Here is a 20,804-nt window from a genome sequence, read left to right on the forward strand (position 1 = left end):
CAGGTTTTGATTTAGAATGACTAGATCATCAACCTGCTGCCTAGAATCTCATCATTTATCGACTTGCTGATTCCTGCATCTTGAAGTAGCTTGGGTATAAATGACCTAACCCCAAAGAAGAGGGATTTCTTATGTCCGATCAAGTTATTATTTTCGACACCACATTACGCGATGGCGAACAGGCATTAAGCGCAAGCCTTACCGTAAAAGAAAAATTACAGATCGCATTTGCTCTTGAACGCTTAGGTGTTGATGTTATGGAAGTGGGCTTCCCTATTTCATCCCCCGGTGATTTTGAATCAGTGCAAACCATTGCCAAAGAGATAAAAAACAGCCGCGTCTGTGCCCTGGCACGTGCGCTGCCTAAAGATATTGATGCCGCAGCACAGGCTTTAAAAGTTGCTGATGCGTTTCGTATCCATACCTTTATTTCAACATCAACCATTCACGTTGAAAACAAATTAAAGCGCACTTTTGATGCGGTATTAGAAATGGGTGTCAATGCCGTAAAATATGCTCGTAACTTTACCGATGATGTTGAATTTTCATGTGAAGATGCCGGACGTACACCGATTGATAATTTATGCCGTATGGTTGAAGAGGCGATCAAAGCGGGCGCAACCACCATCAATATTCCCGATACCGTCGGCTATACTATCCCCAGTGAATTTGGCGGCATTATCCAAACGCTATTCAATCGTGTGCCAAACATAGATAAAGCGGTTATTTCTGTGCATTGCCATGATGATTTAGGGATGTCAGTGGCCAATTCAATTACCGCCGTTGAAAACGGTGCGCGTCAGATTGAGTGTACTATCAATGGTATTGGTGAGCGTGCCGGCAACTGTTCACTTGAAGAAGTGGTAATGATTTTACACACGCGTAAAAAGAAAATGGGCTTTACCACCAGCGTCAACCCGGTTGAAATTTCACGCACCAGCCAATTGGTTAGCCAGCTTTGTAATATGCCAATTCAAGCCAATAAAGCGATTGTCGGTGCCAACGCGTTCGCGCATTCTTCAGGTATTCATCAAGATGGTGTTTTAAAGGCGCAGAATACTTATGAGATAATCACACCTGAAAGTGTTGGCCTGTTAACCAATAAATTAAATTTAACCTCGCGCTCCGGTCGCCATGTTATTCAGCATCGCATGCAGGAATTGGGCTACCGCGATAGCGATTATGATATTGAAGCGTTATACGCCAGCTTCCTTGAGCTTGCAGATAAAAAAGGGCAAGTTTTTGATTACGATTTAGAGGCATTAATGTTCTTTAATACCGTCAATGATCAACCTGAATACTATAAACTGGAAAATATTACGGTTGTTTCTGGAACAGGTTTGGTGGCAACAGCAACGGTCACTATGACTGTCGGCGATCAGCCGAAAATCGTCGAGGCTGCGACAGGAAACGGCCCGATTGATGCGGCATACCAATGCTTAATGCGTATTACAGGTTTAGATATCAGTATGGATAATTACCACATCAGTGCCAAAGGTGAAGGTAAAGATGCATTAGGTCAGGTGGATATTGTGGCCACTTATAAAGGACAAAAATTCCATGGCTTAGGCCTGTCCACCGATATTATCGCCTCTTCTGCGAAAGCTATGATTCATGTTATGAATCATATCCACTTAGCACAGGCAATTGAAGTGCAGAAGCAAGAGCGCCTGCGTACCGATCAGGTTTAATTCAAAAGTTGCGCGGCAAACTTCTGTTTGCTGCCGGCTTATTTAAAGAGAAGTGAAGTAATGAAAGTTATTGTTATCCCGGTTACCCCTTATGAGCAAAACTGCAGTTTAGTAATTTGTGAAGAGACCAAAACAGCTGCGATTGTTGATCCCGGTGGCGATCATGCAAAAATTTTAAAAATAGTCACAGATCAAGGCGTGCACGTGGATAAAATTATTTTGACACATGGCCACTTAGATCATGTCGGTGGCACTCAGGCCATTGTTAAAGAGCTCAATGTGCCTGTTATCGGCCCTGAAAAAGAGGATCTGTTCTGGCTGGAACAGTTAGAGGCGCAAAGCCAGCGTTTTGGTTTCCCAACCACCCCTAGTTTTGATCCCGACAGATGGCTGCAGGAAAATGAGATTGTTGAAGTGGGCAATATTAGGCTGAAAGTGCTGCATATTCCAGGTCATACACCGGGCCATATCGCGCTGCTTGATGAGCAAAGCAAGCAAGCTATTGTCGGTGACATTCTCTTTAACGGCAGTGTGGGTCGTTCTGATTTTCCGCGCGGAAATCAGATGCAACTGATTAGCGGCATTAAGAAAAAGTTATTAACTCTGCCGCCTGAAACCCTCGTTTATCCGGGCCACGGTCCGACGACCACTATCGGCAAAGAAAAAGCCAGCAACCCTTTTTTACGTTAACAAACACAAAAGCGGTATTGCGCAGATAAAAGCTAAAAAGGGCTAACTGCCCTTTTTTATTATATTTAAAGAATTAGAACCCTACAGCGGTATCACCCGTCCATTCACAGTTAACTCGCCCTGCTTAAATTGTGTTTCAAAGCTGAGCATTTGCTCCTGCATCTTTAAGAATCCTGTCCTCAGCCCCATCTGTAGAGGCTCAGATAGGTGCGGCTCTTCCAATAAGCCCGCAGGCATAAGAAAATTAGCCTTGCCTGTAACATAATCCAATAATGCAAAGGGATTAAGCGCAACGTCGCTAAATAGAGCACCCGGTTGCAGAGTTACGCTTAAGTAGCCCGTTACATCACCCCAAGGCGTTTGTGAGTTTAATTTTGCAAGGGTTAACTTAGCACCGTGGATCAATAAGGCTGAAAGCGCCTTTTCAACTTGTTGGCTATCCTCCGAAGCTGCACTTAAAATATGCAGTGCGGGAGAATATAAACCTTCTATATCAAGCTTAATATGGTTGTTTGTAAATACCCGTTTGCTGCCACTGCCAACTTCATAAAGTGCAACTTTCCATTCATTGCTAGTATCAACCGTATCGAGTTGCTTACCCTCGCTGCTGCTGCCCTGCAGTTCAATCCCCTGTAATAGAGATTGAAAATCCTCTTGCTGGATAGTTACATTTGCAATTTCAGCAAAATAATCATATTCATTGTGTGCTGATAACGAACTAAAGTTAGATTTTAACTGCACCGATTCCACTGAAAAATCACCATCACTTGTCTGCGCCTGCAACCCCGGCCAATTTAAGTTGATCAAGCCGGAATAATCCTGCAAATTAACCTGATAATCCAACTGCAGCGCTTTTGTTGCAAAGTGCTCTTCACCGTGATGATAACTACCCGCCAATAACTTGAGTTGACCCGTTAACTGACCTAATAAGTTGATCTCTTCTATCGAGCTTATCCAATTTTTACTGGCAAAATACTCTTCTATTTTTTTACTCAGATCAGGATCAAGTACACGGATTTGATTGGTGATGACTGCCTTGTAGGGGTAATGCGTTATTGAGCTGTTGATTTCAAAAACAATCGGCGCCTCCCCGTCAATCACTACTGTCACCTCGCTAACCGCCGTTGCCTTTAAAAAATGGCGGTCATAACGAATCAGTTTGCTTGATAAACCTTGTTCAGCGCTTTTTGCCAAGATAATTTGAGTTTCGTTTTCCACCCGGTTACCGACAACGTACGTACCTGATAATAAAACGACAGTGACAATCAGCAGACTAATTAATAATTTTTTCATGGGGCGTCCAAATTGCAGGGAATAATATAAAAATGAATGTGCAAGTAATTTAGCGATAAGCGCACTAAAAATAGAAGTTTGCCTCATTGACCTAAAATGTCACGATCTTACTTCATTCTTTAATTAAAACATTGTAGATTACAGCAAGCAGATTAGTTAAACACTAGGCTTTGTATATTATTTATACTCAACGCACGTAGATATACCAAGTCTACAGATTTATTCTTTAGGAGCATTAATGACTTCACATAAATGGCACTGGCTACATAGCCCGATTACAGGCGGAGTATTACTCCTTATCGCAGCTGCGGCAGCACTGTTTTGGGCCAATATAGCACCGCAACATTATCACCACTTTTGGCACAACACCTTATGGGAAGTATCAACGGGGTTAAGTGACAAAGTACATGTGATAAACCTGCACAAAATTGCCAATGAGTTTTTAATGGCCATTTTCTTCTTTTTTATCGGTCTGGAAATTAAACGTGAATTGTTAGATGGCGATCTTTCCAGCTTTCAAAAGGCATCCTTACCCCTGTTTGCAGCCATAGGCGGGGTCATTTTCCCCGCGGCTATCTATTATCTGATCAATTTAGGACTTCCCTCTGCCAATGGCTGGGGAATCCCCATGGCAACCGATATCGCTTTTGCCTTGGGCGTATTAGCCATTGTTGGTAGCCGAGTCCCCTTAACCTTAAAACTATTTTTATCCGCACTGGCTATCGGTGATGATTTAATGGCGGTTATTGTTATTGCTATTTTCTATACCGAACAGATCTTCGTTAATGAATTAGCCTTTGGTCTGGTCGGTTTGGTCGTTTTGGCGATTGCCAATCGTGCGGGCGTGCGCAGCCCCCTCTTTTACTACACTATCGGCTTATCTATTGTCTGGATAAGCTTCTTAGCGTCGGGCGTACATGCAACCATTGCTGGCGTAGCAGTCGCCTTTACCATCCCTTCTCGTCGCGAAATATCAATGGACAGTTACCTCAAGCAAGCCAAAATATTGTTAACTGATTTAGAAAGCGATCGTCATTTTAAAAATGATGTTTTGACTACTCATGCCATTAAAACGCTAAAAAAAATCAAGGCAATAAGCTTTCAGGCGGCCAATCCGCTGCAACTTAAAGAAGAGGCCCTGCACCCCATCTCCACCCTCTTTATTGTGCCCTTTTTCGCATTGGGCAATAGCGGTATCAGTATCGACAGCAGCATGCTTGCGGAGCTGACCAACCCCATTGTATTAGGCATCGCAGCCGGTTTAATTATCGGTAAACCTCTGGGCATTGTTTTGTTTACCAAACTGCTTACGCTTTTAAATTTAGGACAGTTACCCAGGGGAGTGACTTGGACGCATATAGTTGGTGCGGGTTTCTTAGCTGGGATGGGCTTTACTATGTCACTCTTTATCACAGATCTTGCCTTGAAGGATCCAGAGTTCCAAATTATAGCCAAAGTTACCGTGCTAGTGGCGTCAATCCTCTCGGGTATTATCGGCTACCTGATTTTAGTAAGGGCGAAACCAGCCACTAACAATATTGCTTAATAGGCTAGTAAACATTAGCAGCCTGCAACTTTTTAGCAGGTTTTTTGTCTTGAAAAATAAGGTAGAGAAAAAGATGAGCGATCAGAAATACTTGAAAAAAATGCAGGCGGTCAAGGAAAAGCAAGATCAGAAAATTGCTGCCGCGGATCAGGAGCGCGGTGTAACTATTTTACTTGCAGGTCCAGGTAAGGGAAAAAGCAGCTCGGCATTTGGCATGTTAGCGCGATCACTTGGCCACGGTCATAAAGTTGCGGTTGTACAATTTTTAAAAGGCGCGATGTCTACCGGCGAAGAGCTGTTTTTCAGCCAGCAAAAAAATGTTGACTGGTTCGCCATGGGGGACGGGTTTACCTGGGAGACACAAGATAGAGAAAAAGATATTAGCAGCGCGAAAAAAGCATGGGAAAAAGCACAGCAGCTGTTGGCAGATGATCAGTATCAACTGGTTATCCTCGATGAAATCACCTACATGTTTAAGTATCAATACTTAGATATTGAGCCCACGCTAAACGCATTAAAAAACAGGCCAGAAAAAATGAATGTCGTCTTAACCGGACGCGGACCAAGCCAGGAACTGATTGATGCGGTGGATACTTACAGCCTAATTTTAAATGAAAAACATGCATTTAAGGCGGGCGTTAAAGCACAAGCGGGTATTGAATGGTAGGTAATTAAGGATCGGCTTCAAAATTACTTGCTCTTTTGTTTTCAAAATAGCCAGTCATTTAAGGCTTTTTGGAAATAATTTAGAGCAAGTTATTTGGCAACGATTCCTAAGCAGGTGAGAAACAACTAGAAAACAGCCTATTGGCCACTTTCTAGCTTGTTTTTTAACTAGTTAACAGTACAAACTAGTTAATACCACAATGGCGAAGCAGGGCATCAATGCTCGGCTCACGTCCCATAAAGTTTTTAAACAGATCCATTGGCTCTTCACTGCCGCCTTTCTCTAAAATAGCCTGTAGAAACGCTTGTCCGGTTTCCTGATTAAACACACCTAACTCTTCAAAACGAGAAAATGCATCTGCAGAGAGCACCTCGGCCCACTTATAACTGTAATAACCCGCCGCATAACCACCGGCAAAGATATGACTAAAGCTGTGCTGGAAACGGTTAAATTTAGGGGGAATAATCACCGCGACCTGCTCACGGATCTTATTGAGCACCTGCTCTACCTGTGATCCCTGCTCAGGGAGATATTCATGATGCAGTACAAAATCAAATAGTGAAAATTCTAATTGACGCAGCATCATTAAGGCACTGTTATAGTTTTTGCTGGCTAACATTTTACCAAGCAACTCTGCCGGCAGGGTTTCTCCAGTTTTTACATGCCCTGAAATCAAGGCCAACGCCTCTGGCTCCCAACACCAATTTTCTAAAAATTGACTGGGTAACTCCACCGCATCCCATGGCACGCCGTTAATACCGGAGACCGCTGCAGACTCCATCTTACTTAACATATGGTGCAGCCCGTGACCAAACTCATGGAACAGAGTGATCACTTCATTATGTGTAAATAGCGCCGGTTTATCGCCAAGTGGTTTACTAAAATTACAGGTGAGATAAGCCACAGGCAGTTGTAACTCACCATTCACTTGACGGCGACGTACGCGGCAATCATTCATCCAAGCCCCGCCACGCTTAAACTCGCGCGCATAGAGATCTAAATAGAAACTGCCAATATGCGTTTGCTGCTGATCAAAAATATCGAAAAACCGCACATCCGGGTGCCAGCTATCAACATCAAATACCTCTTTGATGGTTAAGCCAAAGAGACGATTGACGACGGCAAACAAGCCGCTGACCACTCTATTTTCAGGAAAGTAGGGACGCAACTCCTCATCTGATATCGCATAACGATGCTGTTTTAATAACTCCGAATAATAACTTAAATCCCAAGATTGTAACTGCTCAAGGTTATCCATCTCTTTGGCAAAGGCTAACACCTGATCGCGCTCTTTAATCGCTTGCGGATATGATTTTTCACCCAGCTTAGTTAAAAAGGAGATCACCTGTTCAGGAGTTTCAGCCATTTTAGTGGCTAAGCTATATTCACCATAATCGGAAAAATCCAATAACAGCGCCAATTCATGACGCAGTGCCAATAGTTGTTCAATAATATCGGTGTTATCAAACTCTCCCGCATTTGGCCCCTGATCAGAGGCGCGCGTAGTGAATGCTTGATACACCTCTTCGCGCAACTTGCGGTTTTTAGCGTAGGTAATAACAGGCTGATAACTTGGGAAATCGAGTGTTAACAGGTAACCCTCTTTACCTTTTTCCTGCGCGGCTTGCTTAGCTGCGGCCAATGCACTTTCAGGCAAACCGGCTAATAGATTGACATCGGTAATTAATTTACTCCATGCCAAGGTTGCATCCATAACGTTATTGCTAAATTGTGACTGCAGTAAAGCAAGCTGTTGCTTAATCTCACCATAACGTTGTTTTTTATCTGCTGATAAGGCAATGCCCGCCAGCTTGAAATCACGTAGCGCATCATTAATGACCTTTTGCTGTTCCGTTTTTAAACCGGCAAACTGATCACTATTGGCGATACTCACAAAGGCCTTATACAAGCCTTGATGCTGACCGACAAAAGTGCCGTATTCGGCAAATAGAGGCAAACAGGCATCATGCGCTTCACGAAGCTTATCATTACTGACAACTGCATTCATATGGGCAACGGGCGACCACAATTTAGATAAATGATCATCCGCTTCATCTAAAACATTGACAAAATTATCCCAACTGAAATGGTTAAGTGTTGATAATTTTTTTTCTATTAACGCTTTATTCTCACTAATGGCTTGTTTTACAGCAGGTATTATTTGTTCTGGTGTGATTTGACTAAATAAAGGCAAACTATCTGTTTGGTTGATGCTTGATTTTTCAATATTGTTCATAGCAGTCTTCTAAATAAAGGAAAAGTTACAATTGTGCGTATATATTAGAGATATGGGCATTCACTAAAAAATCAAGTGCCGTTTTTATCTACAAATTATTAGCGATTGGTTACATTTTATAAGCTCAACAGTAGGGAGAAGCGATTGCTTATGGCAGACTACGGCCTCTCGCTTTGCCATGACTCGGATTTTTAAGAATGCAATTAAAAAATATCTTTTCAATATTCAACCCAATAAAGATAAAGCACACGCTATCTACTCGATTATTGGCTTATATCCTGCTATGCAGCAGTGCACTGGCAGTTATCATCACGCTCGTGCAATTAACTTGGGACTACAAACAAGATGTAAGGAAAATTGAAGCAAGTATCGATCAAATAGAAGCCAGTTTTTTACACCCCATGGCAGCGAGCTTATGGAATCTTGATGAAGAGCAAATTCAAATTCAAATTGAAGGCATTATGAAACTTTCCGACATGCAGTATGTTCGGGTTCATGAAGTGCTGGGTAATACAGAAGTTCCTTTGATTGAACAGGGAATATTAAAAGATAAATTTGATATCAGCAAAAAATTTGACCTTGTTTACCAGGACGAGGTGGTCGGTACCCTTTTTGTTGCGGCCTCTCTCAGTGAAGTTTATGACCGATTAATTGCCAAATCAGTACTTATTCTGGTGAGTCAAACGATCAAAACTATGCTGGTTTCAATCTGTATTTTATTAATTATCTACTACACAGTGATCCGCCATATCAATAAAATTGCACGCTATACGCGTCATATAAAACTCAATACACATAATAAAAATCTTATTTTGGACGGCAGGCAATCCATTTCTGATGCGGATGAACTGGATGAGCTGGTTTATCTGCTCAATAAAATGCAAAAAAGGATCGTTGCCGAGCTCACTGACAAAAAGATCGCAATAGAGGAATTACAGCAGGAGCGTGACTTCTCCGCCACCATCATAAATTCATCGAGCACAGTGATCTGCTGTTTAGACTCGGACTTGACCATATCCACCATTAACCCTGCAGCCGTTATCTTAACCGGCTATAGCCAAGAAGAGTTGCATAATAAAAACTGGTTGGATATTTTTGTCCTTGATGATAATAAAGAGAAAATAGGTTATAAATTTGCGAATAATGAAGCGATTCAAGGCATTGAAATTGATATGCATGATCAAATGGGGGGAAAAAACACGCTGCTCTGGACTTTTTCAGCCTTTTACGAAGGGATGAATATTAAATACCTGATCGGCTTTGGTCATGATATTACCCCACAGAAACAGATAGAGCTGCAAGTAACAAGACTTAATGACGAACTTGAAGAGAAGGTCAATACACGCACAGCGGCCCTGACAGATAGTAACAAACAGATAACAGAAACCTTAGAAGAACTGAAACGCACCCAGCTAACATTAGTTGAATCGGAAAAAATGGCTTCATTAGGGGGCTTGGTCGCAGGTGTTGCTCATGAAATTAACACGCCGATAGGTATCTGCGTCACTGCAGCATCATTCTTACAAGAGGAGATAGACACATTAGAAACCAGATTAGACGATAACAGTTTAACACGCAGTTATGTAAAAAAAGTAATCGAGCGCATATCCGAATCCGGCCGCTTATTACATACCAACTTGAATCGGGCAGCCGATCTGATCAGTAGCTTTAAACAGGTTGCAGTAGACCAGTCAAGTGAAGCCTGCTACTCCTTTAAATTAGCCGACAATATTAATCAGGTTCTCACCTCTCTTAAACACAAGCTCAAAAAAGTCCCCGGCCAAGTGTATGTAACCTGCCCTGAAGATCTTTCTATTTACAGCTTTCCCGGCAGTTTTGCGCAAATTTATTCTAACCTAATTCTTAATTCTTTAATTCATGGCTTTGAAAACTGGGAAGGCACGTGTGATATTTATATCGATATAAAACAGCAGGGTAATGAATTGCAGATTGATTATCGCGATACAGGAAAAGGTATTCCGGATGAGATTGCTGATCGTATCTTTGACCCCTTTGTGACCTCCAAACGCGGCTCAGGTGGCAGTGGTTTAGGCACGCATATTGTTTACAATATAGTTAAGCAGTTACTCAAAGGTGATATCCAATATCTAGCGGCTAAAAAAGGCACCCACTTTAAGATAAAAATTCCTTATCAAGCGAGCTCAAATAGCTAGTTTTTTGCCATTCTGACAACAAATATAATGGATATGCAGAGATAAAAAGGCGCTATAAATAGCGCCTTTTTATTATTCATTAGAAATATTAACCTTGGCCAACACCATCTGTACCCGTACCTGTACCTGTACCTGTACCTGTAGCAGTTGAATCAAGCAACTCGACTAACTCAATAATTAAATCGGAAAAGTGATTTTTCAAAGTGCCGTCTTCATTAAATTTGAGTGTAGGCAACTTAAACTCAGCAACAAACACTTTTCCAGCCAGATTAGATTGACCAAGCTCAGTTATTTTAGCTGCAACCATTGCTGTAACTTTTGGTAGAACAGCTGCATATAACGCTTTTGCTTGTGCAGGCGTCGCATTTGCAGGTAGTGCGGCTTTAAGTTTTACAATGGCTGAAAATGTAGAGTGCGCTAAAACAGAAATTTTAGCTAGCGATTCTGTATCTAGACCAGAGTTCACATTATTGGCACCGTAATCAGCAAACAGGTTCACGCCGCCTGCAACAACATCAGGTGTAATATTTAAAAGTGTGAAAACTTCATCCATCACTTCGGCAGTTGATAAAGCAGGATTATTGGCAAAAATAACAGCCGCAACATCTGTATACGGGTTAATAACAGATAACCCCTTCAATGTAGCCATTGTATGTAACCATGCTACGTCTGGCGCATCTAGGTCACGCGTCTCTGCATCACCCGTTATTTCCGCTGTACAATCGCTAATATCAGACCCATCAGCCAATATTGCCGCAACACCGGATTCATTAGTACGCGCAGTATACTCAATGTCGTTACAGGTAGCTGTCACAAGCCCGTGTACAATATAACCATCAATTGCTGTGATAGAAAAATCAGTTTCCGGTGTTGGTACTGGCACTGGTGTTGTCGTATTATCGCTGCCACAACCGGTTAATACCGCACTCGCGAGGCCCATTGCAATGACTAATTTATTCAATTTCATATTATAACATCCTCTGTTTTTTATCTTTTTTGACAAATCATTAAATTAACATATAACGGTGCTTTTCACATCACCGTAACATTTCACACCATAACAACATTTAAATATCTGTTTAATGTCTGTTTAATATCTTATACCGTTGACTGCATTACTGCTAGCTAACATTTATAAAAAAGTATCTCCTCATTTCCAAGCCACTAATATCAATAAAATATCACACTTTAGTGTGTGTAAGCTATATAACTTTCACGCAAACGCGGTACCTTACTTTCAATATGATTTTTTGATAAACGCTCCGGTTAAAATATTGCTGTTACCTAGCAACCTGAATCCTTAAGTAGCTTCAAACCGGTTGCAGTAGAGCAATCAAGTTTTAATTCATGGTTTTAAAAACGGGCAAGGCAAGTGCGGTATTTATATTGATATAAAGCAGCAGGGTAATGAATTTAAGATTGATTATCGTGATACCGGCAAAGGTATTCTGGATGATATTGTGGATCGTTTTTTGATCCCTTTGTGACCTTCAAACGCGGCTCAGTTTAGGCTCGCATATAGTTTACAATATAGTTAATACTAAATATCTGGCAGCTAAAAAAGCACTCACTTTAAGATAAACCCCCTTATCAGGCGAGCTCAAATGGCCAGTATTTTGACCATACAAAATTAACAGATACAAAAAAGGCGCTATAAATAGCGCCTTTTTTATTATTCACTAGGAATATTAACCTTGGTTAAGACCATCAGTACCAGTTCCTGTACCTGTACCTGTACCTGTAGCTTTTGGATCAACCGACTCGACTAACTCAACAGTTAAACCGGAAAGATCACTGCTCAGAGTGCCATCTTCATTAAATGCGAGCGTAGGTAACGTAAACTTAGCAGCAAACACTTTTCCAGTCAGATTAGATTGACCAAGCTCGGTTATTTTAGCTGCAACCATTGTTGTAACTTTTGGTAGAACAGTTGCATATAACGCTTTGGCTTGTGCAGGCGTCGCATTTGCAGGTAGTGCGGCTTTAAGTTTTACAATGGCTGAAAATGTAGACTGTGCTAAAACAGAAATTTTAGCTAGCGATTCTGTATCTAAACCAGAGTCAGCATTGTTGCCACCAAAATCAGCAAACAGGTTCACGCCGCCTGCAACAACATCAGCTGGGATATCTAAAAGTGCAACAACTTCATCCATCAGTTCGGCAGTTGATAAAGCAGGGTTATTGGCAAAAATAACAGCAGCAACATCTGTATAAGGGTTAATAACAGATAACCCCTTCAATGTAGCCATTGTATGTAACCATGCTACGTCTGGTGCATCAAGATCACGAGTCTCTGCATCACCCATTATTTCCGCTGTACATTCGCTAATATCAGATCCATCAGCCAATATCGCCGCAACACCAGCTCCATTAGTACGCGCAGTATATTCAATGTCGTTACAGGTAGCTGTCACTATACCATTAGCAATATAACCATCTATGGCTGTGATATTAAAATCAGCTTCCGCTGTTGGTGTACTACTGCTGCTGCCACAACCTGTTAATACAACACTAGCTAGGCCCATGGCAATGACTAATTTATTCAATTTCATATTCTAACATCCTCTATTGATTGTCTATGTTTGTCTGTTTTTGATAATTTACTATTCTAATTTATAATAATTAAATTTCACATCATAATAACATTCCACATCATAATGAAATTTCACACCAGACTAAAGTAAAAATAAAACACTACATATCAAGCAAATATCTTTTCCGCGTTTTTTCTCAAAGCTGACACATCGACAAAAAAATTATATTCTAGTGCGCATAAGCGCTATAACTTTCACGTAAACGCTGCATATTACTTTCAATATAGCTTTTTGATAAACGATCCCGGTTAAAGTACTGTTGATCTACATTGTATTGCAAGTTGCTCGCTCCGCCACGATTACCACCAATGTAGTTAGCATGATTATTGATTCTCGAACGGTAACCATACCCCCATTGCTCTAGTGTTTTGATTTGTAATCCCAACGTTGGCGCACTGTTTTTACGTGTACCAAACGGGAACTGGAAAGTTAAGCCGGCATATTCATGCTTTTCAGCATAACCGTCAGCAGAGCATGAGTATTCCCGCTTGGAACGGTCACAGCTTGTATTCTGGTAAGTCAGATTCACTGACATATCACCAAACCACTTCTTGAGGCTTAAACTTCCCCCCAAATCACCGGACCAATGTTGCCCGTATCGCCCTTCAACCGCTAAATCTAAACCGCGCAGATAATATCGATAGGCGGCAAGTACAGGTCGGTAGCTATAATCATTATTTTCATGTCTGAAATCACCAACCTCAGTTTTGATGCGATGCGTTCCCGTTGCCGATTCCCAGCGCGTTTCATTTAATACGCCGCGGTAAGATTTATATATTTGTCCTGCACTAAACTGGGTCATGATTGCCCCTGGCAATGCAAATGCCTGATGGAAAAGGATACGATCCACTTCACTTTTATGGCGCGCGTTTGCAAAATATTCTCCATCATCATAGCTATCTGAATGTGCAACAGGTAATAGATGGCGAACATCCACAACACCGCCCGACCATAAAGAGATCTGCAGGTTACTGCTTAATGCCAGAGAGTAATCAAACACGCCAAATTCGGTGCCCATGGCAGAGCGTAAATGGGGTGAAAAGATAAAGCGGGGGACAAAGTTGCCGGATGCCTGCCTTTGCGAATACCAGGTAACGTCACTCAATGCGCTAACCTGATTGGAAATAGTCAAGCCGTGTGTTTTTACTGCTTGATCTGATTTCTGGTGCAGATAATCCCGGAAAGTTTTGCTCTTTCCGGTTACCTTTAACACAGCGATTTGATTATTGAGGAGATGAAATTCAAATGACTGCGCATCACTATTATCAACAATCAGACCAAGCGCCACGCCTAAACCGTCCAGTTCATTCCAATTGAATAAATTGTTTTCTAATGAAACCACTAATGTAGTTTCACGCCAGCCAATACGCACATTTTCAAAACCGTAGTCAACTAATATTTTTAATAAAAGCTCACTCTGCTGGTTTTGCTGATCTTTTTGCTCAAGTGCTGATAGCGAAGGAATATTGGCTTGTAATTGTTTGCCTTGTTTCTGTTTGTCCGCTGCAACTTGTTGTTTAATCTGCTGCTCTGGCATTGCCTCAATTTGGTAGAACTCATCCACGCCTTCACGGGTATAGCGTTTGGCATCACTGCCGACAGCTAAAGGCAGGGTTAAACCTAGCCCCATCCATTGATTATCTCGATTGGCTGTGACTGACCCAGAATAGAGTTGATAGCTGAAATTGGCTTGCCAACCATAAGGCAACCAGTTCTCTGCACTAAGCAGCTTAAACCCGCCATTTACGCCCGTGCCATCATAATCGCTAACGAGCTGTAACCATGAAAACGGTTGCCACTCGATACCGGCAAAAGCCCCCTGCAAATAATCACTGCCCATCTGATTGCGCGCATCGCCTTGTCCGTAACCCGCCGTTAAACGCAGATCATAAGGAGTATCGGCAAAAAATTCTTTAGAGGCAACGCCATAGAGATTGCGGTGTTTACTCGCTGCGCCGCCATAATCCTGCACACCTAAGGCAAAACTAAACCACTGCTCAGGCAGGAAAGGTTTAAAATCATATTTGGCTGAAAAAGAGAGGTCGCTTGAGTGTGTGCCGCTCCAACCCGGCCCGTCACTGATTAACTTATGGGTGTTTTGTACGGTAAATTCTAAGCCGGGAAGCAAACCGACGCCCATCAATACGGTTTTATGTGCACCGCAGCCATAACAGGTATCGTAATCAATATTGTCTTCCCACTGATAATTAATTGAAAAATCGCCAAAGGGTAAAGACTCTGCATGCGGTACACGCAAAATCCCCGAAAATCCGGTCTGCGCCATGGAACTGCTGACCGCCTGCACAGAAGCAACCGGAATTAACAAACAGCTAAGCAACAACACAGGTGATAAAAAACGCATAAATTCCCTTTAAAAACAGTTTGGTACAATAATTCAGATAATAATGAGTTGGAAAACTTCCCGTAATCTTGTCAGCGGCTACTCTTCAGCGCCGCTTTCTTCAAGCTCACTTTCTTCAGCGTCACTTAATGGCAAACTCTGTGGTTCATTCGAGCCATACCACCCGGTGATTTTATTCTCTAAAATATCAACACCAAAACCTTTTAAAGAGGAAAACAGCTCAACCTGGACATCACCGTCGAAACGCTTCGCTTCTTCGCGCATTTTTAACAGGGTTGTTTTGCGTAGACCTTGTTTGAATTTATCTGCTTTGGTTAACAGAGCTAATACAGGAATATCCGCATCAATCGCCCAGTAAATAAGCTGTTGATCAAGATCTTTAAAAGGATGACGGATATCCATTAAAACAACCAGACCCTTTAATGATTCACGTTGCTGTAAATACTCACCCAATGAACGTTGCCATTTTAGCTTCATCGCTAATGGCACTTTAGCAAAACCGTAACCGGGCAGATCGATTAAACGTCTGCCCTCTTCAATTTCAAAGACATTGATTAATTGCGTACGACCGGGTGTTTTACTGGTTCTTGCCAGTGCCTTTTGTCGAGTTAAGCGATTTAACGCACTTGATTTACCTGCATTCGAACGCCCGGCAAATGCGATTTCAATACCGCTTTCGGGTGGCAAATGCTTATCTAAATGACGAATATCTGGTGCACTAATTAAAAAATGCGCCTTTTGAAAATGTATTTTTGGAAATTCCAAGATATGCCTCGCTTTACCCATGTAGCAAAATTGTTAATTTATTAAAATTGTGTAAACTATACGTGTTTTAATTCGGGCTCATTGTACATACTTTAAGAATAAAATGGATAGTTATGAATAAATTATTGATGACATTAATTGCCGCACTTGCCTTCTCAGGTCTAGCGCAAGCACAAGGTGATATCGAAGCAGGTAAAACAAAGGCCGTTGCCTGCACTGCATGTCATGGCGCGGACGGAAATAGCCCATCAAATCTCTACCCAAAATTAGCCGGGCAACATGCCAGCTACCTTGAAAAACAATTACAACAGTTTAAAAGTGGTGAACGAGAAAATGCAATTATGCTGGGTATGTCGGCTGCGCTTTCTGAGCAGGATATTAAAGATCTTGCCGCTTATTACCGCGCGCAAACAACCACCCCTGAAACAATAGCCGCTGAAATAGCAGAAGCTGGACAAAAACTCTATATGGGCGGCAGCCCGCAACGTAAAATCCCGGCCTGCACCGCATGCCATGGACCGCGTGGCAATGGCTTAGCGCTTGCTAAATTTCCTAAAATTTCAAGCCAGCATCCCGCTTATCTCAAAGCACAGCTGGAGAACTTTCGCAGTAAAGCGCGTAATAATGATCAAAACAGTATGATGACGGACATTGCAGGTAAACTGACAGATGCGGATATTGAACTACTTTCCCACTATATTTCAGCACTGCATTAAGCTGATCATTAACCACTGCATTTTTTAACTCCATTTCAAAAGGCGTTTCATACAGGAAACGTCTTTTTTATGCGCTTTTTAAACACATTTAGATCTGCTATTCTGCGCATATTCAGCACAAAGCAAAATGCCAACCCAGTTAAAAAAAATGAAAGGTAAATAATCATGTCCCGCACTAAAAAAAATCGCACCTCAGACGGTTCAGAACCGAAATTCAGCGGTCAGCGTAAAGAGTCATCTTCGCAGGCAAAAGATGCGCGTGAAAAAAAACGCAAAACTAAGCTAAAAGGCAATAAACCCGGCGGCCGTAATGCCAATGAATCCAAACCGACGCAGGAGAATAACGCCAAGCAAGCGCTCCATGGCAAACGTCTCGGCAGCCAAAAAGCGGTGCCGCTGGTTATTGGAGAAAAACCGCAAAATAACACAGCAAAAGCAGAGCCCAAAACGCAAGAAAAAGTGATTGAAAAAGAAGTTAAAGAAGTTGAAGTTAAAGAAAAATTGTCACCGGAAAAAGAGCTCGCTTTAATTGAAAACGATGATCGCCTTAATGATCTCCTTGAACAACTTGATAACGAGCAAACCATCTCTCAAAGCGATCAGTCATGGCTTAATAAGCAGACCAAACGCCATCAACAACTGATGAAAGAACTGGGTTGGTTAGATGACGATGGAGAAGAAGATCTTCTGCAGCAATTTGAAGATGCAAGTTCAGCGTTAGATGAGTTTCGATAATAACGAGGGAAAAAATGCAATTTGATCTTTTATTGGCCGGTATTTCGGTTGTTATTATTATCGCCTTGGCATTTTATGCTGGCATGCTGATTAGCAAAATAAAAAGGCAAAAAGCTCAGAATCTGCACCGAGAAGCTGAGCAAACGGCACAGGCTGTATTAAAAAAACAGCAGCGAAATGACCATATTTGTGAAAGTATTCGTTTGATTGCCCGTGCGACAGCGCAAAAACAGTGTAATGTTTCCGAGGCAGCGATTCGTTTAACCGTCTTGCTGGAAACCCTACTCGTGGAAGAAGCAATTGATATAGAAAATAGGTACCCCGCTTTATCAGAGCTGTTCGATAAAGTGAAAGAGATGCCTACTCATGAGCAACGTAAAAAAATCGCAGTAAAAGCGCTTAAAATACTGGATAAAAAACGCCAAGGTTTTGAAGCAGAACTTGAACAGGCGATTATTAAAGAAGCCTTACAACTGGAAAATTTTTCACTGTAAAAGTCGTTGCCAATAGCAAAGAGGAGAGATATAAATGGAAAAGTTCGTTTGGGATCAAGCGCTAATTGAAAAATACAATTACAGCGGGCCAAGGTATACTTCATATCCTACCGCATTAGAATTTGACGAAAGTTTTCAATACCCCGCGTTAATCAAGGCCACAAAAACCTATCCCGAGCGCCCGCTTTCTCTTTATATCCACATCCCGTTTTGCCATAAAATTTGCTACTTTTGTGGCTGCAATAAAGTGATCACCCGCCATCAGGGAAAAGCGGATAAATACCTCGATTACCTTGAACGTGAAATCAAAATTCAAGCGCCTTATTTTAGCAATCGCCATGTAAGCCAATTACACTGGGGAGGCGGTACACCGACCTTCCTGTTACCGGCGCAAATCACACGTTTGATGAAACTGTTACGCGATAACTTTAATTTTAAAGAAGATGCCGAATTAAGTATTGAAGTTGACCCTCGCGAAATAGAGTTAAGTACCATTGATCACCTTGCTAATGAAGGTTTTAACCGCCTCAGTCTTGGCGTGCAGGACTTTAATAAAGAGGTGCAAAAAGCGGTTAATCGCGAGCAGGATGAAGACTTTATAATCGCGCTGCTAACGCGCGCTAAAGAGCAAGGTTTCAAGTCAACCAATTTAGATATGATTTATGGACTGCCGCTGCAAACCAAAAAAAGTTTTACTCATACTTTAGAAAAAGTGCTGGAGTTAGATCCCGCGCGTTTATCCATTTTTAATTATGCGCATATGCCGACTATTTTCGCGGCGCAGCGTAAAATTAATGAGAATGATATGCCCAAGCCTGCTGAAAAACTGGCCATGCTGCAGTATACGATTGAGTTTTTAACCCAATCCGGTTACCAGTTTATCGGTATGGACCATTTTGCTAAACCGGATGATGAACTGGCACTTGCACAGACAAATGGCATATTGCACCGTAATTTCCAAGGCTATACCACGCAGGAGGATGCTGATCTTCTCGGGCTGGGCGTTTCCGCAATCAGTCAAATTGGCCACACCTATTCACAAAATCAGAAAGTATTGGCGAACTATTACAGTCAAATAGATGAATTAGGCCATGCGCAATGGCGCGGTGTTAGCCTTAACCAAGATGATCTGATTCGCCGCGAGGTGATCAAAAAACTTATCTGTAATTTCAAACTGGATATTAAACAGATTGAACAACAATTCGATCTGGTATTTAGCGATTATTTTGCTGAAGATATTAAATTACTGCAGTGCTTTATCGATGACCAACTGCTGGTCATCACCCCGGAGACAATCACTGTCCTGCCCAAAGGACGCTTATTGATTCGTAATATTTGCATGTGCTTTGATATTTATCTGCGCAGCAAAGCGCGCCAGCAGCAGTTCTCGCGCGTTATTTAAATGGCTAACTTAACAGAGCCGGCTCCTCAACCTAGTTTAGGCAATTACTATATTGGCATTATGTCCGGCACCAGCTTGGACGGCATTGATGTGGTGATTGCACAGCGCAGCAGATCGGGCTTTAAACAGATTGCGGCTTGTTCTCCGGCTCTACCGGAAGCGTTGCGCTTGCAGATTTTAAAAATTTGCCAGGATAAGCAGGTTACCCTGCAGATGCTCGGTGAAGTGGATCATCAGTTTGCTTTAGCCTGCGCAGAGGCGGTCAACCAACTCCTTAAAAACAGCAATATTAATGCCCAGCAGATCTGCGCGATTGGCAGTCACGGACAGACAATCTTTCACAGCCCGCTTGGCAAGTTTCCCTTTAGCCAACAGATAGGTGATGCCAACCTGATTGCCGCGCGCACAGGCATCCCTTGTGTTGCCGATTTTAGACGCATGGATATGGCCTATGGCGGACAAGGGGCGCCGTTAGTACCTGCCTTTCATCACGCATTATTCTCTAAAAACGGTAAAAATCGTGTCATTGTCAATATTGGCGGCATTGCCAATATCACGCTATTAAGTGAAGATAAACCGTTGCTTGGCTACGATACCGGTCCCGGTAATATGCTTATGGACGGCTGGATCAATAAAGTAAAAAACCAACCGTTTGATAAAAATGCAGATTTTGCCAAACATGGAAAAGTGTCATCGCTATTATTAACGCAGTTACTCAGCGATCCCTACTTTGCACTCCCGGCCCCCAAAAGCACCGGCCGGGAAAAATTCAACCTTGACTGGCTCGAGCAGCAGTTAACTGAAATTGACGGCGCTTTATTGTCCGATGCCGATATTCAGCGGACCTTGCTGGAGCTGAGCGCGCAAACCATTAGCCAGCAGATAAAACAAAGCAGCGCAGGCGGGGATGTTTTTGTCTGCGGCGGAGGCGCATTAAATCCGTTACTTATGCAGCGCATACAAAGCTTACTGCCACTGCATACTGTTAATGATACTAATGCCTTGGATATTGACCCTATGTTTGTTGAAGCGATTGCCTTTGCCTGGCTCGCAGAGCAGCGCCTGTTAAAGGCACCGATCGCCCTTAAAAGCGTAACGGGCGCGCGGCAAGATGCTATTTTAGGTTGTGTTTATCTTGCGTAGGGTTTGTTACCCCTTGATAACGGTAATAAATATAAGCACCTATATGCAGCAGCATCAAAAGCGCAGTCGCAATAAAGGTTAACAATAACGCAATGGTTGCAACCTCTCTGGGAGCTGATTGGTAGCAGATAAACCAGCTGATAGCACTCGCTACCAGCAATAATAGGTTAAGCCACATACAAAATTGGCAACGCCCCAGTTTTTCCCGAAACGTATTTTTAGCACAGAATTTACACGGCACAATTTTTCCTTTTATTTACTCTTGATCAGTGCATTTAAGGTACTATTTTAAATCG

The 20,804-nt window shown here is 42.2% G+C and carries 17 protein-coding genes; 10 read left to right on the forward strand and 7 right to left on the reverse strand.

The window, feature by feature from the left end:
- The first annotated feature begins 131 nt into the window (after positions 1-131).
- Together leuA and ACJAT7_RS04890 are read left to right on the forward strand one after the other, a co-directional pair.
- Positions 132-1,691 carry a 2-isopropylmalate synthase gene (leuA, locus tag ACJAT7_RS04885; protein ID WP_415225679.1) on the forward strand — a complete coding sequence of 520 codons (1,560 nt, stop codon included), beginning with the start codon at positions 132-134 and terminating at the stop codon, positions 1,689-1,691.
- Between the two features lie 60 nt (positions 1,692-1,751).
- The gene (locus ACJAT7_RS04890; RefSeq protein ID WP_415225680.1) at positions 1,752-2,381 is read left to right on the forward strand and encodes an MBL fold metallo-hydrolase; all 630 of its coding nucleotides are present in this window, start codon (positions 1,752-1,754) and stop codon (positions 2,379-2,381) included.
- A gap of 81 nt (positions 2,382-2,462) precedes the next feature.
- Here ACJAT7_RS04890 and ACJAT7_RS04895 read toward each other — a convergent pair whose 3' ends face one another.
- Positions 2,463-3,674: a DUF945 family protein gene (locus ACJAT7_RS04895; RefSeq protein ID WP_415225681.1), complete on the reverse strand. Its 1,212-nt coding sequence runs from the start codon at positions 3,672-3,674 to the stop codon at positions 2,463-2,465.
- Positions 3,675-3,912: 238 nt separating this feature from the next.
- Between ACJAT7_RS04895 and nhaA the strand changes: the two genes are divergently transcribed.
- Both nhaA and cobO read left to right on the forward strand, forming a co-directional pair.
- On the forward strand, positions 3,913-5,220 hold the full coding sequence (nhaA, locus tag ACJAT7_RS04900; RefSeq protein ID WP_415225682.1) for a Na+/H+ antiporter NhaA: 1,308 nt from the start codon (positions 3,913-3,915) through the stop codon (positions 5,218-5,220).
- Between the two features lie 73 nt (positions 5,221-5,293).
- A complete protein-coding gene (gene cobO, locus ACJAT7_RS04905; RefSeq protein WP_415225683.1) occupies positions 5,294-5,887 on the forward strand; it encodes a cob(I)yrinic acid a,c-diamide adenosyltransferase in 594 nt (197 codons plus the stop codon).
- A 184-nt stretch (positions 5,888-6,071) separates the two neighbouring features.
- Here cobO and prlC read toward each other — a convergent pair whose 3' ends face one another.
- A complete protein-coding gene (gene prlC, locus ACJAT7_RS04910) occupies positions 6,072-8,123 on the reverse strand; it encodes an oligopeptidase A (RefSeq protein WP_415225684.1) in 2,052 nt (683 codons plus the stop codon).
- Between the two features lie 197 nt (positions 8,124-8,320).
- On the opposite strand from prlC, the gene ACJAT7_RS04915 reads away from it, so the two are divergent.
- On the forward strand, positions 8,321-10,297 hold the full coding sequence (locus tag ACJAT7_RS04915; RefSeq protein ID WP_415225685.1) for an ATP-binding protein: 1,977 nt from the start codon (positions 8,321-8,323) through the stop codon (positions 10,295-10,297).
- 88 nt (positions 10,298-10,385) lie between these two features.
- On the opposite strand, the gene ACJAT7_RS04920 is transcribed toward ACJAT7_RS04915, so the two are convergent.
- The 4 genes from ACJAT7_RS04920 to yihA form a co-directional block, all read right to left on the reverse strand.
- Positions 10,386-11,264 (reverse strand): hypothetical protein, encoded by an 879-nt coding sequence (locus ACJAT7_RS04920; RefSeq protein ID WP_415225686.1) that lies wholly within the window; start codon positions 11,262-11,264, stop codon positions 10,386-10,388.
- A 721-nt stretch (positions 11,265-11,985) separates the two neighbouring features.
- Positions 11,986-12,849: a hypothetical protein gene (locus ACJAT7_RS04925; RefSeq protein ID WP_415225687.1), complete on the reverse strand. Its 864-nt coding sequence runs from the start codon at positions 12,847-12,849 to the stop codon at positions 11,986-11,988.
- Between the two features lie 211 nt (positions 12,850-13,060).
- Entirely contained in the window at positions 13,061-15,253 is a 2,193-nt protein-coding gene (locus ACJAT7_RS04930) for a YjbH domain-containing protein (protein ID WP_415225688.1), read from the reverse strand.
- Positions 15,254-15,331: 78 nt separating this feature from the next.
- Entirely contained in the window at positions 15,332-16,018 is a 687-nt protein-coding gene (gene yihA / locus ACJAT7_RS04935) for a ribosome biogenesis GTP-binding protein YihA/YsxC (RefSeq protein ID WP_415225689.1), read from the reverse strand.
- Positions 16,019-16,131: 113 nt separating this feature from the next.
- On the opposite strand from yihA, the gene ACJAT7_RS04940 reads away from it, so the two are divergent.
- The 5 genes from ACJAT7_RS04940 (at position 16,132) to ACJAT7_RS04960 (ending at position 20,508) form a co-directional block, all read left to right on the forward strand.
- A complete protein-coding gene (locus ACJAT7_RS04940) occupies positions 16,132-16,734 on the forward strand; it encodes a c-type cytochrome (RefSeq protein WP_415225690.1) in 603 nt (200 codons plus the stop codon).
- A gap of 165 nt (positions 16,735-16,899) precedes the next feature.
- A complete protein-coding gene (gene yihI, locus ACJAT7_RS04945; protein ID WP_415225691.1) occupies positions 16,900-17,469 on the forward strand; it encodes a Der GTPase-activating protein YihI in 570 nt (189 codons plus the stop codon).
- Positions 17,470-17,483: 14 nt separating this feature from the next.
- Positions 17,484-17,963: a DUF2489 domain-containing protein gene (locus ACJAT7_RS04950; RefSeq protein WP_415225692.1), complete on the forward strand. Its 480-nt coding sequence runs from the start codon at positions 17,484-17,486 to the stop codon at positions 17,961-17,963.
- A 34-nt stretch (positions 17,964-17,997) separates the two neighbouring features.
- Positions 17,998-19,365 (forward strand): oxygen-independent coproporphyrinogen III oxidase, encoded by a 1,368-nt coding sequence (hemN, locus tag ACJAT7_RS04955; RefSeq protein WP_415225693.1) that lies wholly within the window; start codon positions 17,998-18,000, stop codon positions 19,363-19,365.
- The gene (locus ACJAT7_RS04960) at positions 19,366-20,508 is read left to right on the forward strand and encodes an anhydro-N-acetylmuramic acid kinase (protein WP_415225694.1); all 1,143 of its coding nucleotides are present in this window, start codon (positions 19,366-19,368) and stop codon (positions 20,506-20,508) included.
- On the opposite strand, the gene ACJAT7_RS04965 is transcribed toward ACJAT7_RS04960, so the two are convergent.
- The gene (locus ACJAT7_RS04965; RefSeq protein WP_415225695.1) at positions 20,480-20,749 is read right to left on the reverse strand and encodes a DUF3624 domain-containing protein; all 270 of its coding nucleotides are present in this window, start codon (positions 20,747-20,749) and stop codon (positions 20,480-20,482) included. The two genes, ACJAT7_RS04960 and ACJAT7_RS04965, sit on opposite strands and share 29 nt — an antisense overlap.
- Positions 20,750-20,804 lie beyond the last annotated feature (55 nt).

The sequence above is a fragment of the Psychromonas sp. genome, from assembly GCF_047632995.1.
Lineage (GTDB): Bacteria > Pseudomonadota > Gammaproteobacteria > Enterobacterales > Psychromonadaceae > Psychromonas.

Excerpts from the sequence above, each read along its gene's own strand:
- leuA (WP_415225679.1), top strand. The coding sequence starts at position 132 with ATGTCCGATCAAGTTATTATTTTCGACACCACATTACGCGATGGCGAA.
- ACJAT7_RS04890 (WP_415225680.1), top strand. The coding sequence starts at position 1,752 with ATGAAAGTTATTGTTATCCCGGTTACCCCTTATGAGCAAAACTGCAGT.
- ACJAT7_RS04895 (WP_415225681.1), bottom strand. The coding sequence starts at position 3,674 with ATGAAAAAATTATTAATTAGTCTGCTGATTGTCACTGTCGTTTTATTA.
- nhaA (WP_415225682.1), top strand. The coding sequence starts at position 3,913 with ATGACTTCACATAAATGGCACTGGCTACATAGCCCGATTACAGGCGGA.
- cobO (WP_415225683.1), top strand. The coding sequence starts at position 5,294 with ATGAGCGATCAGAAATACTTGAAAAAAATGCAGGCGGTCAAGGAAAAG.
- prlC (WP_415225684.1), bottom strand. The coding sequence starts at position 8,123 with ATGAACAATATTGAAAAATCAAGCATCAACCAAACAGATAGTTTGCCT.
- ACJAT7_RS04915 (WP_415225685.1), top strand. The coding sequence starts at position 8,321 with ATGCAATTAAAAAATATCTTTTCAATATTCAACCCAATAAAGATAAAG.
- ACJAT7_RS04920 (WP_415225686.1), bottom strand. The coding sequence starts at position 11,264 with ATGAAATTGAATAAATTAGTCATTGCAATGGGCCTCGCGAGTGCGGTA.
- ACJAT7_RS04925 (WP_415225687.1), bottom strand. The coding sequence starts at position 12,849 with ATGAAATTGAATAAATTAGTCATTGCCATGGGCCTAGCTAGTGTTGTA.
- ACJAT7_RS04930 (WP_415225688.1), bottom strand. The coding sequence starts at position 15,253 with ATGCGTTTTTTATCACCTGTGTTGTTGCTTAGCTGTTTGTTAATTCCG.
- ACJAT7_RS04940 (WP_415225690.1), top strand. The coding sequence starts at position 16,132 with ATGAATAAATTATTGATGACATTAATTGCCGCACTTGCCTTCTCAGGT.
- yihI (WP_415225691.1), top strand. The coding sequence starts at position 16,900 with ATGTCCCGCACTAAAAAAAATCGCACCTCAGACGGTTCAGAACCGAAA.
- ACJAT7_RS04950 (WP_415225692.1), top strand. The coding sequence starts at position 17,484 with ATGCAATTTGATCTTTTATTGGCCGGTATTTCGGTTGTTATTATTATC.
- hemN (WP_415225693.1), top strand. The coding sequence starts at position 17,998 with ATGGAAAAGTTCGTTTGGGATCAAGCGCTAATTGAAAAATACAATTAC.
- ACJAT7_RS04960 (WP_415225694.1), top strand. The coding sequence starts at position 19,366 with ATGGCTAACTTAACAGAGCCGGCTCCTCAACCTAGTTTAGGCAATTAC.